Origin of the sequence: Methylobacterium sp. 174MFSha1.1, from assembly GCF_900116815.1 — a bacterium.
Lineage (GTDB): Bacteria > Pseudomonadota > Alphaproteobacteria > Rhizobiales > Beijerinckiaceae > Methylobacterium.
In genome coordinates this window covers 1-15,713 of sequence record NZ_FPCB01000075.1, presented here as the reverse complement: position 1 = coordinate 15,713, position 15,713 = coordinate 1, and the positions used below count along the sequence as shown (strand labels likewise).

Annotated in this window: 10 protein-coding genes, 1 tRNA gene, 2 rRNA genes and 2 pseudogenes; 7 read left to right on the top strand and 8 right to left on the bottom strand. The window is 70.0% G+C overall.

Annotated elements, in window-relative coordinates; all coding sequences use genetic code 11:
• Positions 1–206 (bottom strand): annotated as a pseudogene (locus BM430_RS33320) (IS110 family transposase); the annotation flags it as partial.
• 223 nt (positions 207–429) lie between these two features.
• On the opposite strand from BM430_RS33320, the gene BM430_RS34440 reads away from it, so the two are divergent.
• Entirely contained in the window at positions 430–666 is a 237-nt protein-coding gene (locus BM430_RS34440; protein ID WP_143132214.1) for a hypothetical protein, read from the top strand.
• 49 nt (positions 667–715) lie between these two features.
• Positions 716–1,867 (top strand): DNA replication/repair protein RecF, encoded by a 1,152-nt coding sequence (gene recF, locus BM430_RS33315; protein ID WP_093571460.1) that lies wholly within the window; start codon positions 716–718, stop codon positions 1,865–1,867.
• A gap of 40 nt (positions 1,868–1,907) precedes the next feature.
• Here recF and BM430_RS33310 read toward each other — a convergent pair.
• A pseudogene (locus BM430_RS33310) lies at positions 1,908–2,153 on the bottom strand (helix-turn-helix domain-containing protein); the annotation flags it as partial.
• 470 nt (positions 2,154–2,623) lie between these two features.
• Positions 2,624–3,655 (bottom strand): cysteine synthase A, encoded by a 1,032-nt coding sequence (locus BM430_RS33305; RefSeq protein WP_093571458.1) that lies wholly within the window; start codon positions 3,653–3,655, stop codon positions 2,624–2,626.
• A gap of 212 nt (positions 3,656–3,867) precedes the next feature.
• Here BM430_RS33305 and BM430_RS33300 point away from each other — a divergent pair, with 212 nt between their 5' ends.
• Complete coding sequence (locus tag BM430_RS33300; protein ID WP_093571457.1) at positions 3,868–7,359, top strand: indolepyruvate ferredoxin oxidoreductase family protein; 3,492 nt, start codon at positions 3,868–3,870, stop codon at positions 7,357–7,359.
• A 355-nt stretch (positions 7,360–7,714) separates the two neighbouring features.
• Here BM430_RS33300 and BM430_RS33295 read toward each other — a convergent pair whose 3' ends face one another.
• Positions 7,715–8,350 (bottom strand): TetR/AcrR family transcriptional regulator, encoded by a 636-nt coding sequence (locus BM430_RS33295; protein WP_093571456.1) that lies wholly within the window; start codon positions 8,348–8,350, stop codon positions 7,715–7,717.
• A gap of 67 nt (positions 8,351–8,417) precedes the next feature.
• On the opposite strand from BM430_RS33295, the gene BM430_RS33290 reads away from it, so the two are divergent.
• From BM430_RS33290 to BM430_RS33275, 4 genes are all read left to right on the top strand, one after another.
• Positions 8,418–8,672 (top strand): hypothetical protein, encoded by a 255-nt coding sequence (locus BM430_RS33290; RefSeq protein WP_093571455.1) that lies wholly within the window; start codon positions 8,418–8,420, stop codon positions 8,670–8,672.
• A 199-nt stretch (positions 8,673–8,871) separates the two neighbouring features.
• Positions 8,872–9,996 (top strand): efflux RND transporter periplasmic adaptor subunit, encoded by a 1,125-nt coding sequence (locus tag BM430_RS33285; RefSeq protein ID WP_093571461.1) that lies wholly within the window; start codon positions 8,872–8,874, stop codon positions 9,994–9,996.
• Entirely contained in the window at positions 9,993–11,060 is a 1,068-nt protein-coding gene (locus tag BM430_RS33280) for an efflux RND transporter periplasmic adaptor subunit (protein WP_093571454.1), read from the top strand. The genes BM430_RS33285 and BM430_RS33280 overlap by 4 nt, the downstream gene beginning before the upstream one ends.
• A 65-nt stretch (positions 11,061–11,125) precedes the next feature.
• The gene (locus BM430_RS33275; RefSeq protein ID WP_093571453.1) at positions 11,126–14,197 is read left to right on the top strand and encodes an efflux RND transporter permease subunit; all 3,072 of its coding nucleotides are present in this window, start codon (positions 11,126–11,128) and stop codon (positions 14,195–14,197) included.
• On the opposite strand, the gene BM430_RS33270 is transcribed toward BM430_RS33275, so the two are convergent.
• From BM430_RS33270 to BM430_RS33255, 4 genes are all read right to left on the bottom strand, one after another.
• Positions 14,188–14,856 (bottom strand): LysR family transcriptional regulator substrate-binding protein, encoded by a 669-nt coding sequence (locus BM430_RS33270; protein WP_177303257.1) that lies wholly within the window; start codon positions 14,854–14,856, stop codon positions 14,188–14,190. The genes BM430_RS33275 and BM430_RS33270 overlap by 10 nt on opposite strands.
• Before the next feature lie 203 nt (positions 14,857–15,059).
• Positions 15,060–15,136, bottom strand: a tRNA-Met gene (locus tag BM430_RS33265).
• A 51-nt stretch (positions 15,137–15,187) separates the two neighbouring features.
• Positions 15,188–15,303 (bottom strand): 5S ribosomal RNA (gene rrf, locus BM430_RS33260).
• Positions 15,304–15,418: 115 nt separating this feature from the next.
• Positions 15,419–15,713: ribosomal RNA gene (locus tag BM430_RS33255) — 23S ribosomal RNA — on the bottom strand; the annotation flags it as partial.

Here is a 15,713-nt window from a genome sequence, read left to right as displayed (position 1 = left end):
CCCAGAGCCCGGATCTGGCGCGCCCAGTGATGGGCGGTGGCGCAGGCCTCCATCGCCACGATGGTGGCGGGGATCTTCTTGAGCGCCGGCAGCAGCTTGTCGCGCGAGACGCGTTCGGTGCTCACCACGGCGCCCTGCGCGTCCTGGGCCTCGAACTGGAAGACGGACTTGGCGATGTCCAGGCCGATGATGCTAATCTGCGTCACGGACGGTCTCCTCGGTTGGGTGTCAGACGACCTCAACCTGGCACTTATGATGCCGGCGGGGGCCGTCCACCCCAACATCCCGGGGCCGCGACAGCGGAACCCGGGATCCATAACCGTTGACGGTGCAGAACGACGTGGTCTGCGTTCCGCTGCTTCCTGAAGCGTCAGCGGATATGGATCCCGGGTTCCGCTGCGCGGCCCCGGGATGACATGGAGGGTGACAATGCCGGACGATCCATCGAAGCCTCCCTTCCACGCTCCGTCGGCCGATACTCCCGTTGCTCGCGGCGATGGCCTGGAATGGGATCGTTCTCAGCCGAGCGGCGATGACTCGACCCCAGACATCCAGCGCCTCCGCCGGGCATGGCGCGAAGGCGTCGAGAGCGGCGACTACCAACCGGCCGAAGCCGTCTTCGCCCGTCTGCAAGCCCGCTACGAGACGTCACAGAACGACGCGTGAGGCGCGCACCCTCGCCGGCCCGCGCCCCGACCTGTGATATGGCCCGGGGATGACCGAGCCCACCGCCCTGCGCGTCACCCGCCTGATCGCCCGCGACTTCCGCAACCACGCCGACCTCGACCTCGCGGTCGGCCGCCGCTTCGTCGCGCTGGTGGGCGAGAACGGGGCCGGCAAGACCAACATCCTGGAGGCCCTGTCGCTGTTCGCCCCCGGCCGGGGCCTGCGCCGGGCCGATTTTTCCGTGATGGCGCGCGAAGGCGGAGCGGGCGGCTTCGCGGTCTCCCTGACGGTGGAGGGCCCGAGCGGCGACCACCGCATCGGCACCGCCTGGGAGCCGCCGCGGGGGCGCGACGAGCGCGGCGGCCGGCTCTGCCGCATCGACGGGGCCACCGCCCCCTCCCCCACCGCCTTCGCCGAGCAGGTGCGGGTGGTCTGGCTCACCCCCGACCTCGACGCGCTGTTCCGCGGCCCGGCCGGCGACCGGCGCCGCTTCCTCGACCGGCTGGTGCTCGCGGTCGATGCCGGCCACGGCGCCCGGGTGAGCGCGATGGAGCGGGCGCTCCGCTCGCGCAACCGCCTGCTGGAGGAGCGGCCCGACGACGGCCCCTGGCTCGACGCCGTCGAGCGCGAGGTGGCCGAACTCGCCGTCGCGGTGGCGCTGGCGCGCCGCGAGACGGTGGAGCGCCTCGACAGCCTGATCCTGTCGACCCGCGACGAGGCCTCGCCCTTCCCCTGGGCCGGGGTGCGGCTCGAGGGCGACATCGACGACCTCGTGGCGGTCTGGCCCGCGGTCGATGCCGAGGACCGCTACCGCGCGACCCTGCGCCAGAACCGGTTTCGCGACCGCGCCGCCGGCCGGACGCTCGCCGGCCCCCAGGCCTCGGACCTCGTGGTGCGCCACGGCCCGAAGGACGTGCCCGCCGCCACCGCCTCGACCGGCGAGCAGAAGGCGCTGCTGATCGGCCTGGTGCTGGCCCATGCCCGCCTCGTTACCGGGATGAGCGGGCTCAGCCCCCTGGTGCTCCTCGACGAGGTCGCGGCCCATCTCGATCCCCGCCGCCGCGCCGGCCTGTTCGACGCGCTCGAAGCCCTGCCCGGCCAGGTCTGGATGACCGGGGCCGATCCGGTGCTGTTCGGCGAACTGGGCGAACGGGCCGACCTGGTGCAGGTGGCGGACGGGAGCGTGCACGGCGCGGCCTGAGGCGGAACGGCCGGCCGCGCGAGCGCCGGGTGAGGCCTCTTCAGACCCCTAGCTCGACCGGCGCCGTGAGCAGACCGGCCTCCTCCGGCGAGTAATCCCCTTCCGGCCAGTCGGACCAGACGACATCGCGGTAGATCGGCAGGCAGACGCCGATCCTCCGGTATTCCGCGATCCGGTTGCGCACCGTGCGGACCGAGATGCCGAGCATCTTGGCGGCGTGGGTCCGGTTGCCGCGGCAACGGATGAGGGTCTCGATGACGAGCTTGCGCTCGGCCTCCGCGAGTGTGGTCGCTGGCGCCATGCTGCTGTTCCTCCTGGTGACGAGGTCCCCTGGGCGTATTTGTTCTTGCGACGGGGAAAAGCTGGCCAATCCTGGTTAACAAGTGGTTAACGGCGCGATCGGCAGGGTCGATGACGAGCCTGTGCTTGGCTCATCCGATAAAAATGGACAGGCAATACAGTTCCGGCGTGATGGATGAACCGGAGTTGTCGGCAGGAGGAGCGGCCTCCCGGGCCGGCATTCGACGCCGGACGGCCGGCATTATGGAATGCTGTTCGGCCGGGTGCCCAGGATCAGGCGGGCTCAAACCCGGCCGTCATCGCCGGGCCGGATCGCCGAAACCGCCACGCGGCCCGGCGACGAAGGTCGAACCGGCACGGAGGGACGACGACGGCGCCCGCTCTGCGCCGTCTCACCTCGGTCACACCGGCCGGGAATCTTGGCCGTGTCGGCTCGGAAAAATTTTCGTGATGCGCTCAGGCCACGAGCCCCGGATCGATCGTCCGCGGACTCGCGAGCCAGTGCGGCACCGGCAGGTCGCGGGCGCGCAGGAAGCCCGGGTCGAACAGCTTCGAGGCGTAGCGGGTGCCGTAATCGCACAGGATCGTCACGATCGTGTGGCCGGGGCCGAGATGGCGGGCGAGGCGGATCGCCCCCGCCACGTTGATGCCCGACGAGCCGCCGAGGCACAGGCCCTCCTCCTCCAAGAGGCCGAAGACCAGCGGCAGCGCCTCCGTATCGGGAATCGCGTAGGAGACGTCCGGCCGGAAGCCGTCGAGGTTGCCGGTGATGCGGCCCTGGCCGATGCCTTCGGTGATCGAGGTTCCCGAGGCCTTCAGCTCGCCGGTGGCGTAGAAGGGGTGGAGCGCCGAGCCGTCGGGATCGGCGAGCCCGATCGTCACGCCCGGCTTGCGGGCGCGGAGCGCCGCCGCGGTGCCGGCGAGCGTGCCGCCGGTGCCGGCAGCGCAGATGAAGCCGTCGACCTGGCCCCCGGTCGCCTCCCAGATCTCCGGGCCGGTCGTCGCGATATGGGCCTCGCGGTTGGCGAGGTTGTCGAACTGGTCGGCGAAGAAGGCGCCGCCCGGCTCGGTCTCGGCGAGGCGCGCGGCGAGGCGGCCGGCGACCTTCACGTAGTTGTTGGGATTGGAAAACGGCACCGCCGGCACCTCGACGAGATCGGCCCCGGCGAGCCGCAGCGCCTGCTTCTTCTCCGCCGACTGGGTTTCCGGGATCACGATCACCGTGCGGTATCCCCACGCCGCGCCGACGAGCGCGAGGCCGATGCCGGTGTTGCCCGCCGTGCCCTCGACGATGGTGCCGCCGGGCCGCAGGGTGCCGGCGCGCTCGGCGGCCTCGACCATGAACAGGGCGGCGCGGTCCTTCACCGACTGGCCCGGATTCATGAACTCGGCCTTGCCCAGGATGGTGCAGCCGGTCTCCTCCGAGGCGCGCTTGAGGCGGATCAAGGGCGTGCCGCCGATCGCGGCGAGGATGTCGGGGCGGATCATCGCGGGGGCTTCCGGTCTGGCGCGGGCGGGATGCCCGCCGAGGTGAGCGGTGATGCCGCGAAAGGGGAAAACCGGCAAGACAGGGCTGCCTGGAATGCCTCTAGGGCGCGTTGACGGGGCCGGCCGGAAATGTCAGCATTCCTGACGTAATCTGCGTGGTCCCGAGAGGCCGGAGGAACCGGCCCCCACCGCGCGAGGAGGAGGAACACGCGATGGGCTCGCCCGCGACCACCCCGTCCCTTCGGTCGGTCAGCCTCGACGACAAGTACGACCTCTCCCGCGATCAGGTCTTCGTCACCGGCACGCAAGCCGTGATCCGGATGCTCCTGATGCAGCAGGCCCGCGACCGGGCGGCGGGGCTCAACACCGCGGGCTTCGTCTCCGGCTATCGCGGCTCGCCGATCGGCGGCCTCGACCAGAACCTGGTCCGCGCCAAGAAGGTCCTGGACCAGGCCGGCATCGTCTTTCAGCCCGGCCTCAACGAGGAGCTGGCCGCGACCGCGATCTGGGGGGCGCAGCAGGCCGAGATGCGCGGCGAAGGCCGCTACGACGGCGTGTTCGGCCTGTGGTACGGCAAGGGCCCCGGCGTCGACCGCTCCGGCGACGTGTTTCGCCACGCCAACATGGCCGGCACCGCGCGCCACGGCGGCGTGCTGGCGCTGATGGGCGACGACCACACGGCGGAATCCTCCACCGTCGCGCACCAGTCGGAGTTCCACTTCGTCGACGTCATGTCGCCGATCCTGAACCCGGCGGGCGTGCAGGAGATCCTGGATTACGGCCTCTACGGCTACGCGATGAGCCGCTATTGCGGCACCTGGGTCGCCTTCAAGTGCGTGAAGGAGAACATCGAATCGACCGCGAGCGTGGACGCCCGCCTCGACCGGGTGAAGATTCTTTTGCCCGACGATTTCCTGATGCCGCCGGGCGGGCTCAACATCCGCACGCCGGACGGCATCCTGGAGCAAGAGGCCCGCCTCCAGGACTTCAAGCGCGACGCGATGCTGGCCTTCGTGCGCGCCAACAACCTCAACCGGATCGTGCTCTCGGGCGGACGCCAGCCGAAGGTCGGCATCATCACCGTCGGCAAGTCGTATCTCGACGTGCGCCAGGCGATGGACGACCTCGGCCTCGACGAGGTCAAGGCCAACGACATGGGCCTGCGGCTCTACAAGGTCGCCTGCCCGTGGCCCCTGTCGCGCTGGGAACTGGCCGACTTCGCGGACGGCCTCGACCTCGTGATGGTGGTGGAGGAGAAGCGCTCGCTGATCGAGGTGCAGCTGCGCGAGGAGCTGTACGGCTCAGCGCATCAGCCGGTCTGCATCGGCAAGCGCGACGAGGCGGGGAACTGGCTCTTCCCGGTGAAGGGCGCGCTCGATCCCAACGACATCGCGGTGGCGCTCGGCGAGCGCCTGCTGCGCTACCACCGCAACGACGATCTCGCGGGGCGCGTCGCGCGGCTGAAGGGCGCGCAGGAGCGGCTGGCCGCCACCGCCGACATCGCGGCGCGGATCCCGCATTTCTGCGCCGGCTGCCCGCACAATTCCTCGACCAAGGTGCCGGAGGGCATGCGGGCCTATGCGGGCATCGGCTGCCACTACATGGCGCAGTGGATGGACCGCAGCACCGACGGCTTCACCCAGATGGGCGGCGAGGGCGCGAACTGGATCGGCGAGAACGCCTTCTCGAAGCGCGGCCACGTCTTCCAGAATCTCGGCGACGGCACCTACAACCACTCGGGCTCGCTGGCGCTCCGCTGGGCGGTCGATACCGGCACCACCATCACCTACAAGATCCTGTTCAACGACGCCGTCGCGATGACCGGCGGCCAGCCGCACGAGGGCGGGCTCACCGTCGACCGCATCGCCGCGCAGGTCCGGGCCGAGGGCGTCGAGCGCATCGCCCTCGTCACCGACGAGCCGGACAAGTACCCCTCGACGGTTCAATGGCCGCACGGGCTGTCGATCCACCACCGCGATGAACTCGACGCGGTGCAGCGGGAGCTGGCCGGAGTGCCGGGCGTCTCGGTGATGATCTACGACCAGACCTGCGCCTCCGAGAAGCGCCGCCGGCGCAAGCGCAACGCGTTCCCCGACCCCGACAAGCGGGTGATCATCAACGAGCTGGTCTGCGAGGGCTGCGGCGATTGCTCGGTGCAGTCGAACTGCGTCGCGGTGCAGCCGGTCGAGACCGAGTTCGGCCGCAAGCGCCGCATCGACCAGTCGGGCTGCAACAAGGACTTTTCCTGCGTGAAGGGCTTCTGCCCGTCCTTCGTGACGGTGCATGGCGCGAAACCCCGCAGCACACCGGTCGGAATCCCTGCTGCGAGCGACGCGGCGCCGGATGCCGGCCTGCCCGAGCCGGTCGTCCCGGAGATCGCCGGCACCTACAACCTGATCGTCACCGGCGTCGGCGGCACCGGGGTGGTGACGATCGGGGCGATCCTCGGCATGGCGGCGCATCTCGAGGGCAAGGGCCTCGGGATGATCGACATGGCCGGCCTCGCCCAGAAGGGCGGCGCGGTGTTCAGCCACGTGCGCCTCGCCAACCGCCAGGAGGACATCCACGCCATCCGGGTCGGGGCGGGCGCCGCCGACCTCGTGCTCGGCTGCGACCTCGTGGTCAGCGGCAACCGCAAGGTGCTGTCGGCGATCACGAAGGGCCGCACCCATCTCGTCGTCAACACCGCCGAGGTGATGCCGGGCGAGTTCACCCGCCGGCCCGACTTCTCCCTGCCGGCCGAGCGCATCAAGCGGGCGATCCGGGAGGCGGCGGGCGCGGAGCACGCCGACTTCACCGACGCCACGAGCCTCGCGGTCTCGGTGCTCGGCAATGCGCTCGCCGCCAACATGTTCATGCTGGGCTATGCCTGGCAGCGCGGGCGCGTGCCGCTGTCCCGGGCCGCTCTGTTGAAGGCGATCGAGCTCAACCGCGAGGCGGTGGCGATGAACCTCGCGGCCTTCGCCTGGGGCCGCCGCGCCGCAGCCTCCCCTGAGACGATGCGGGCGGTCGAGGCCCCGGCCCCGGATCTGGCGCCGGACCTCGACGGGGTGATCGCCAAGCGCGTCGCGTTCCTCACCGCCTACCAGGACGCCGCTTACGCCGCGCGCTACGAGAGGGCCGTTTCGGCCTTGCGGGGGCGGGAGGCGGCACTCGTGCCCGGCCAGTCGGCCCTGACGGACGCCGCCGCCCGCTCGCTGTTCCGGCTGATGGCCTACAAGGACGAGTACGAGGTCGCCCGGCTCTACACCGATGGCAGCTTCCAGGCTCAAGTTCAGCGCACCTTCGAGGGCGAGAACCTCCGCTACGAGTTCCATCTCGCGCCGCCGCTGCTCACCCGCCGCGACCCGGCGACCGGCCGCCCGCGCAAGATGACCTTCGGGCCGTGGATGATGAAGGCGTTCGGGATCCTCGCCCGGATGAAGTCACTCCGTGGGACCGCCCTCGATCCGTTCGGCTACACCCAGGAGCGGCGCGAGGAGCGGCGCCTGGTGCAGGACTTCGAGGCGAGGCTGGCCGAGATCGCCCGCGACCTCACGCCGGCGAACCACGCCGCGGCGGTCGGCCTCGCCGGCCTGCCCCAGCGCATCCGCGGCTACGGCCCGGTGAAGGCGAAGAACCTGGCGACGGTGCAGGCGGAGGAGGCGGCGTTGCTCGCCCGGTTCCGCAATCCGGAGGCGGCGATGGCGACGGCAGCGGAGTGAGGGAGAGTCTCTTCGCTTGAGCGGACGGACCTGAAACCCTCCGTGTCATCCCGGGGCCGCGCAGCGGAACCCGGGATCCATAACCGCCGACGTTGCCGAAAGAGGCGGTCTGCGTTCCGACAGGTCCTGAAGCGTCGGCGGTTATGGATCCCGGGCACTCGCCTGACGGCGAGCCCCGGGATGACGTAGAGATTTATCGTCGACGTATCGTGTCGTCGACCATCTTCAAATAATATAATCTCGATAAATTTCTTTATACGTAAATTGCATAGATAAGTTAGAAAGAATTATTTCAGTAATTGTGCGGCCGATGAACGATTCGGCTGCTGAGATGGATGGTATGGGTGTCCCACACTCATCCCCCACTCCCCTCCCCCCGCGCCAGCCCCCGCTCCATCAGATCCAGGTGCCCGGCCAGATACGCCGCACCGTCGAGCGCATGGTCGTCGCCGAACATCAGCCGCCAGGTGCAGGCCATGATGACGGGCGCGAAGAGCAGGTGCGGAAACTCCTCGGCCGCCGTGGGCCGGAACTCGCCCCGCTCGATCCCGTAGCGCACCACGCGGCGCAGGTTGTCCACCGCCGGGCCGATCACCTCGGCGCGCCAGCGGTCGGCGAGGTCGGGGAAGCGGCTCACCTCGGCGAGCAGCATCCGCATGATCTCGCGGGCGCGCCGATCCTCGACCATGTGCGTGTACACGAAGGCGAAATGACTGCGCAGGATCGCCATCGCGGAGCCCTGCGGGGCGTCCGCGAGGGCCACCAGGTTCTCCTGCACCGGCCGGTTCATCTCCCGCACCGTCGCCAGAAACAAGTCCTCCTTGCTCGGGAAGTACAGGTAGATCGTGCCCTTGGTGATCCCGGCGCGGGCCGCCACGTCGTCGAGCTTGGTCGCGGCGAAGCCGGCGCGGGCGAATTCCTCGAACGCCGCCTCCACGATCTCGCCGGGCCGCTCCTCCTTGCGCCGCCGGCGCTGTCCTGCCACTGCCATCTCGCACCTTATTGACTGCCTGGTCAGTTATTAGTACGAAGCAGGCGTCGCCTTCAAGGAGCGCGCCATGGCCCGCACGGTGATGTGCCTGTCCCACCAAACCGCGCCGCGCCGGCCCGGGTTCACCCGCCTGCCGAACGGCCTCGCCCTGCACGCGCCGCCGGTGGAGACCGCCCGCCCGCTGCTGCCGCGGCAGGTGCCGCTTTCGGCAGTCGCGCTGGTGCTCTTCGCGCTCGCCGGCTGGGCCGGCCTGCTGGCCTGGACCCGGCCCGAGCCGGCGGCGTCCTGCGCCACCTGCCTCTCCGCGCCGGGCCAGCTCTGACGCGACACGCCTTTCCCCGGTTCGCCCCGGCGCAGCGCCGGGGCGTCCCCACAGATGCGGGATGCTCTCCGAAGGAGAACGCCCGCATCTGGAAGGAGCGGCCGCATCCGCCCCCTCGCGGCCGCTCCTTCACGGTGTTTTCACAGGTCCTTCCTCTACGCTATCGTCACTGCAGGCCCGATCGGTGCGCGCGACCCTCATGAGACCCACCCCGATCCCGTGGAGCGCCGCCTGCCTGGCTGCCCTGCTCCTCGCGAGCCCGGCGCTCGCCGAGGCGCCCTTCCCGGCCAAGGACGAGGCGGCGAAGCCATCCGCCGCGGCAGATCCTTCGCTGGCTCAGGTCCGGGTGGTCACCGCCGCGCTCGTGCCGGTCGCCGAGCAGGTCGTGCTGACCGGCGACGTCCAGGCCAAGTTCCTGAGCAACATCGCGTTCCGGGTCAGCGGGAAGATCCAGGAGCGCCTGGTCGAGGTCGGCGAGCACGTCACCGCCGACCAGGTGCTGGCCCGGCTCGAGCCGCAGGAGCAGCAGGTCAACGTCGACACCGCGCAGGCCGCCCTCGCCTCGGCCGAGGCCCTGCTGACCCAGGCGAAGGTGAGCTTCGAGCGCCAGCAATCGCTGATGCGCAGCGGCTACACCACCCGCACCGCCTACGACCAGGCCGAGCAGACCCTGCGCACCACCCAGGCCTCGGTCGAATCGGCCAAGGCGGCTTTGGGCAATGCCCGCGAGCAATTCTCCTACACCGAGCTGAAGACCGGGGTCGCCGGCATCATCACGGCGCGCAACGCCGAGGCCGGCCAGGTCGTGCAATCGGGCCAGACCGTGTTCACCCTGGCCCAGGACGGGCCGCGGGACGCGGTGTTCGTCGTCTCCGAGACGCTGCTCGCCGAGCCCCCGGAGGGCAAGACCGTCGAGATCATCCTCCTGTCGGATCCAAGGGTGCGCACCACCGGCACGGTGCGGGAAATCTCGCCGGCGGTCGATCCGTCCTCCGGCGGCGTGCGGGTGAAGATCGGTCTCACCAAGGTGCCGCCGGAGATGTCGCTCGGCGCCACGGTGGCGGGCCTCGGCCGCTTCCGCGCCAAGCCCTCGGTGAGCCTGCCCTGGAGCGCGCTGTTTCGCTGGCAGGACAAGCCGGCGGTCTGGGTGCTCGATCCGGGACGCGGCACCGTGGCGCCCAAGACCGTCGCGATCGAGCGCTATGCCGGCTCGGCCATCGTGCTGGCGGACGGCGTCGCGCCGGGCGAGCGGGTGGTGGTGGCCGGCATCCAGCTCCTGCGCCCCGGCCAGAAGGTGGCCGTGGTCGGGGGGGACGCCCCATGAAGCACGTCCCCGCCCTCGCCGTCCTCGTCGTCCTGGCGGGCTGCCAGGCGAAGGAGGCCGAAGCGCCGCCCCCCGTGCGCCCGGTCCTCACCACCAAGGTCGAGATTCGCACCGCCGAGACCTTCGGCCCGTTCGCCGGCACGGTCGAGCCGCGCTACCAGACGCAAGCCGGATTCCGCGTGCCGGGCCGGATGGTCGCCCGCGACGTCTATGTCGGCGACCTCGTGCCGAAGGGCGCGCGGCTCGCCGCCCTCGATCCCACGGTGCTGCAATTCGCCGTCACCCGGGCGCGGGCCGACGTCACCGACGCCGAGGCGCAGCTCGCCAATACCAGCGCCGTCGAGACGCGCCAGCGCACCCTGTTCGAGGGCGGCAACGTCACGCAAGCCGCCCTCGACAGCGCGGTGGCGGGCCGCGACACCGCGGCGGCACGTCTCGCCCAGGCCAAGGCTGCCCTGCAGAAGGCGACCGACGAGCTCGGCTACGCCACCCTGAAGGCCGATGTCGACGGGGTGGTGACCGCCTGGAACGCCGAGATCGGCCAGGTGGTGAGCGCCGGCCAGGCCGTGGTGACGGTGGCCCGCCCCGACATCCGCGAGGCGGTGGTCGACATCCCGGACGGTCTGATGGCCGGCATCAAGGCCGGCACCGCCTTCACGGTGACGCTGCAAGCGGCCCCGGGCATCACCGCCACCGGCAAGGTGCGCGAGATCGGGCCGCTCGCCGACCCGGCGACCCGGACGCGCCGGGTGCGCATGACCCTCGTCGACCCGCCCGAGGCCTTCCGGCTCGGCACCACCATCACGGTCGCGCTCGAGCGCACCACACCGCCGCGCATCACCCTGCCGGTCACCGCGCTCCTCGAGGACGGGACCCGCACCAGCGTCTGGGTGGTGTCGACCGACGGCAAGACCGTGTCGCGCCGCGAGGTCGCGGTGGTCGCGCGCGACGACGACGCGGTGACGCTCACCGACGGCCTGAAGGCTGGCGAGACCGTCGTGACGGCGGGCGTCCACAGCCTCAAGGACGGCCAAGCGGTGCGCCTCGCCGCCTCCGGGCTCTGAATTCTTCGACGCGCGGCCCGACGCGGCCCGCAAGTTCACTCCGTTCCAGCGCGAGGCCGCGCCCGATGAAGTCGTTCAACCTCTCCGAATGGGCGCTGTCGCACCGCTCCTTCGTCTGGTTCCTGATGGTCGTGGCGGTCGTCGCCGGCGCGATGTCCTATCGCAAGCTCGGCCGCGAGGAAGACCCGGCCTTCGCGATCAAGACCATGGTGGTGCAGGCGAGCTGGCCCGGCGCCACCATCGCGGACACCCTCGACCAGGTCACCGACCGGATCGAGAAGGAGCTGCAGCAGATCAACGCGGTCGACTACACCAAGAGCTACACCACGCCCGGCCAGGCGACGGTGTTCGTCAACCTGCGCGAGACGACGCCGCCGAAGACGATCCCGTGGCTGTTCTACCAGGTGCGCAAGCGGCTCGGCGACATCAAGGGCACCTTCCCGCAAGGCATGCAGGGCCCGTTCTTCAACGACGAGTTCGGCGACGTGTTCGGCAACGTCTACGCCTTCACGGCCGACGGGCTGTCGATGCGCCAGTTGCGCGACTACGTCGAGACGGTCCGCACTCGCATCATCAAGGTCCCGAGCATCGGCAAGACCCAGATCGTCGGCGCCCAGGACGAGGTGATCTCCCTCGACTTCTCGACCCGCAAGCTCGCCGGCCTCGGCGTCGACGTGCAGTCGCTGATCAAGAGCCTGCAGGCCCAGAACGCGGTGGCGCCGTCCGGCGTGATCCAGGCCGGGCCGGAGCGGGTCTCGGTCCGCGTCGGCGGCCAGTTCACCGACGAGAACAGCCTGAAGGCCATCAACCTGCGGGTCAACGACCGCTTCTTCCGCCTCTCGGACGTCGCCGAGATCGAGCGCGGCTACGCCGACCCGCCCAAGTCGCTCTTCCGCTACAACGGCAAGCCGGCGATCGGGCTCGCCATCGCCATGCAGCAGAGCGGCAACCTGCTCGAATTCGGCGAGGCCCTGAAGACGCGGATGCGCCAGGTCGAGGCCGAGCTGCCGGTGGGGGTGGGCATCCACCTCGTCTCGGACCAGCCGCGCATCGTCGAGGAGGCGGTCGGCGGCTTCACCAAGGCCCTCGTCGAGGCGGTGGTGATCGTGCTCGTCGTGTCGTTCCTGAGTCTCGGGGTGCGGGCCGGCCTCGTCGTCTCGTTCTCGATCCCGCTGGTGCTCGCCATCGTGTTCGTCGTCATGGACGTGATGGGGGTCACGCTGCAGCGCATCTCGCTCGGCGCCCTCATCATCGCGCTGGGCCTCCTCGTCGACGACGCGATGATCACCGTCGAGATGATGGTGGCGCGGCTGGAGGCCGGCGACAGCCTGCACAAGGCGGCAACCTTCGCCTATACCTCGACCGCCTTCCCGATGCTCACCGGCACGCTCGTCACCGTCGCGGGCTTCCTGCCGATCGGCTTCAACGGCTCGGCGGCGGGCGAATACACCTATTCGCTGTTCGTGGTGATCGCGGCCTCGCTCCTGGTCTCCTGGGTCGTGGCGGTCTTGTTCGCGCCGCTCATCGGCGTGAAGATCCTGCCGAAGACCATGAAGGGCCACCACGACAAGCCGAGCCGGCTCCTCAGCGCCTTCCGGGCGCTGCTGCTGCCGGCGATGCGCTTCCGCTGGATCACCGTGGCCGTCTGCGTCGGGATGCTGGGCGCCGCCATCGTCGGCATGGGCCACGTGCAGCAGCAGTTCTTCCCCTCCTCCGACCGGCCCGAGGTGCTGGTCGACCTGACCCTGCCGCAGAACGCGAGCATTGCCGAGACGAAGGCGCAGATGGACACGTTCGAGGCCGCCCTGAAGGGCGACCCCGAGATCAAGCGCTGGAGCTCCTATGTCGGCGAGGGCGCGATCCGCTTCTACCTGCCGCTCGACCAGCAGCTCCAAAACGCGTTCTTCGGCCAGATCGTGATCGAGACCGTGTCGCTGGAGGCCCGCGACCGCACCATGGCGCGGCTGAACGAGCTGGCCCGGCGCGACTTCGTCGGCACCGACGTGTTCGTCCATCCCCTCGACCTCGGCCCCCCGGTCGGCCGGCCGATCCAGTACCGGATCAGCGGCCCCGACCTGCAGGTGGTGCGGGCCCAGGCCCTCAAGCTCGCCAACGTGGTGGCGCAGAACCCGCATGTCGGCCTGCCGACCTTCGACTGGAACGAGCCCGGCAAGGTGCTGCGGGTCGAGATCCTGCAGGACAAGGCGCGCCAGCTCGGCGTGACCTCGCAGGACATCGCCGGCATCCTCAACGGAGTCGTCGGCGGGACGACGATCACCCAGGTCCGCGACGCGATCTACCTCGTCGACGTGATCGGCCGCGCGCAGGGGCCCGAGCGCCGCTCCGTCGACACGCTCCAGAGCCTGCAGGTGGCGACCGCCGGCGGCGCGACGGTGCCGCTGCTCGCCTTCGCGAAGATCCACTACGACCTCGAACAGCCGATCGTCTGGCGCCGCGACCGGATGCCGACCATCACGGTGCGCGCCGCCATCACCGACGCGACCCAGCCGCCGACGGTCGTCTCGGCCCTCGAACCCGCCATGGCGCAGTTCCGCTCGGAGCTTCCCACCGGCTACGACCTCGCGACCGGCGGCGCGGTGGAGGAGAGCGCCAAGGGCCAGGGTCCGATCGCCGCGGTGGTCCCGGTGATGCTGCTGGTGATGGCGTTCTTCCTGATGGTGCAGCTCCAGAGCGTCCAGAAGCTCTTCCTGGTGTCGAGCGTGGCGCCGCTCGGCCTCATCGGCGTCGTCGCGGCCCTGCTGCCGTCGGGCGCGCCGATGGGCTTCGTGGCGATCCTCGGCATCCTGGCGCTGATCGGCATCATCATCCGCAACGCCGTGATCCTCGTCACCCAGATCGACGAGTTCGAGGCGGACGGGATGAACCCGTGGGACGCGGTGGTGGAGGCGACCTGCCACCGCATGCGCCCGATCCTGCTCACCGCCGCCGCCGCGAGCCTCGGCATGGTGCCGATCGCCCGCGAGGTCTTTTGGGGGCCGATGGCCTACGCGATGATCGGCGGCATCATCGCGGCGACCTTCCTGACCCTGTTCTTCCTGCCGGCGCTCTATGTCGGCTGGTACCGGATCCGGCCGGAGAAGAAGGCCGACACCTCGGCGGCCGTCACTCACGCCTGACGCGCGAGATCGAGAAACAGCGTCGCGGCGCGCGACGGGCTCCGGGTGAATGACGCCCGGAGCCCGAAACGCCGCGAGATCGCGGGCGCCAAGGCGACGGTCTTCAGCCCCTTCCGGCTCTCGGGCAGCGTCGATTCCGGGACGATGCCGACGCCGATGCCCTCCCGCACCAGCGCGACGGCGCTGGCCCAGTCGCGGACCTCGATACGGATGTCGGCGAGCGACAGGCCGGCGGCGCGCATCAGCGCTCCGGCATGAAGATGGCACCCTCCGGTCGCGAGCACGAACGGCTCGGAGGCAAGGCGATCGAGCGTCACCTCACGGTGCCGCGCGAGCGGGTGGGCGGCAGGCAGCAGCGCGATCCAGGCATCCTGCCCGAGCAAGATCGCGTCGCTGTCGGCCGCCGGGTTGAGAACGACGCCGAGATCGACCGCCCCTTCGGCCAACCACGTTTCCACCTCGCGATCGTCGGCTTCGAGCGCCACCAGCGCGACCTCGGGATGGCGGGTCCGGAACCGCCGCAGGAGCGGCGGCAGCACCGTCGCGAAGACGCTCAGGAAAGCGGCGAGGCGCAGCGATCCGGCCTCCTCGCTGCGCGACGCGCGCGCCTCCCGGCGGATCGCGTCCAGGTGGCTCGCGACGGCCTGCGCATGATGCAACACGCGCTCGCCAAGGTACCGGCTTTCTCGATCGTGCTCGACCTGTGGCCCGCTCTCCCCTCCTACGTCGAGCGGATCAGGGGCACGCCCCTCCGTGATGCGGACCCTGGCACGTAAGCGAGAGATCGCACTCGTCCAGGGGTGACGCCGGCCTCAACGCGAACAAGCCCGCCAGCTTTCGCTGACGGGCTTGTTCATGTGGTTGGTTGCGGGGACAGGATTTGAACCTGTGACCTTCAGGTTATGAGCCTGACGAGCTACCGGGCTGCTCCACCCCGCGCCAGGGTGTGATCTGAGTGTCGTGAGGAGGGAAGGTGTGCGTGCTTGGCAGGTCTGGCGGTGACCGACTCTCCCGTGTCTTGAGACACAGTACCATAGGCGCTGGGGCGGTTAACGGCCGAGTTCGAGATGGGATCGGGTTCTGATCACCCCGCTCTGACCACCAGACCGGCCAAGCACGTCGCGTGCGGCAAGCATCTTTTGTGTGTGGCAGCCGCTGGGGCTGCCGGGTGCGTCTTCATCGTGTTGTGGTTGGTGTTTGATCCGGACACGGATCATGAGAGCGATCAAGCCGATCGAGCGATTAGTACTGGTCAGCTCAGCGCGTTGCCGCGCTTGCACATCCAGCCTATCCACGTGGTCGTCTTCCACGGCTCTCGAGGGAGTTCTCGTTTCAAGGGGGGTTTCCCGCTTAGATGCCTTCAGCGGTTATCCCGACCGGACATAGCTACCCTGCACTGCGGCTGGCGCCACAACAGGTCCACCAGAGGTCCGTCCATCCCGGTCCTCTCGTACTAGGGACAGATCCTCTCAGAACTCCTGCACCCACGGCAGATAGGGACCGAACTGTCTCACGA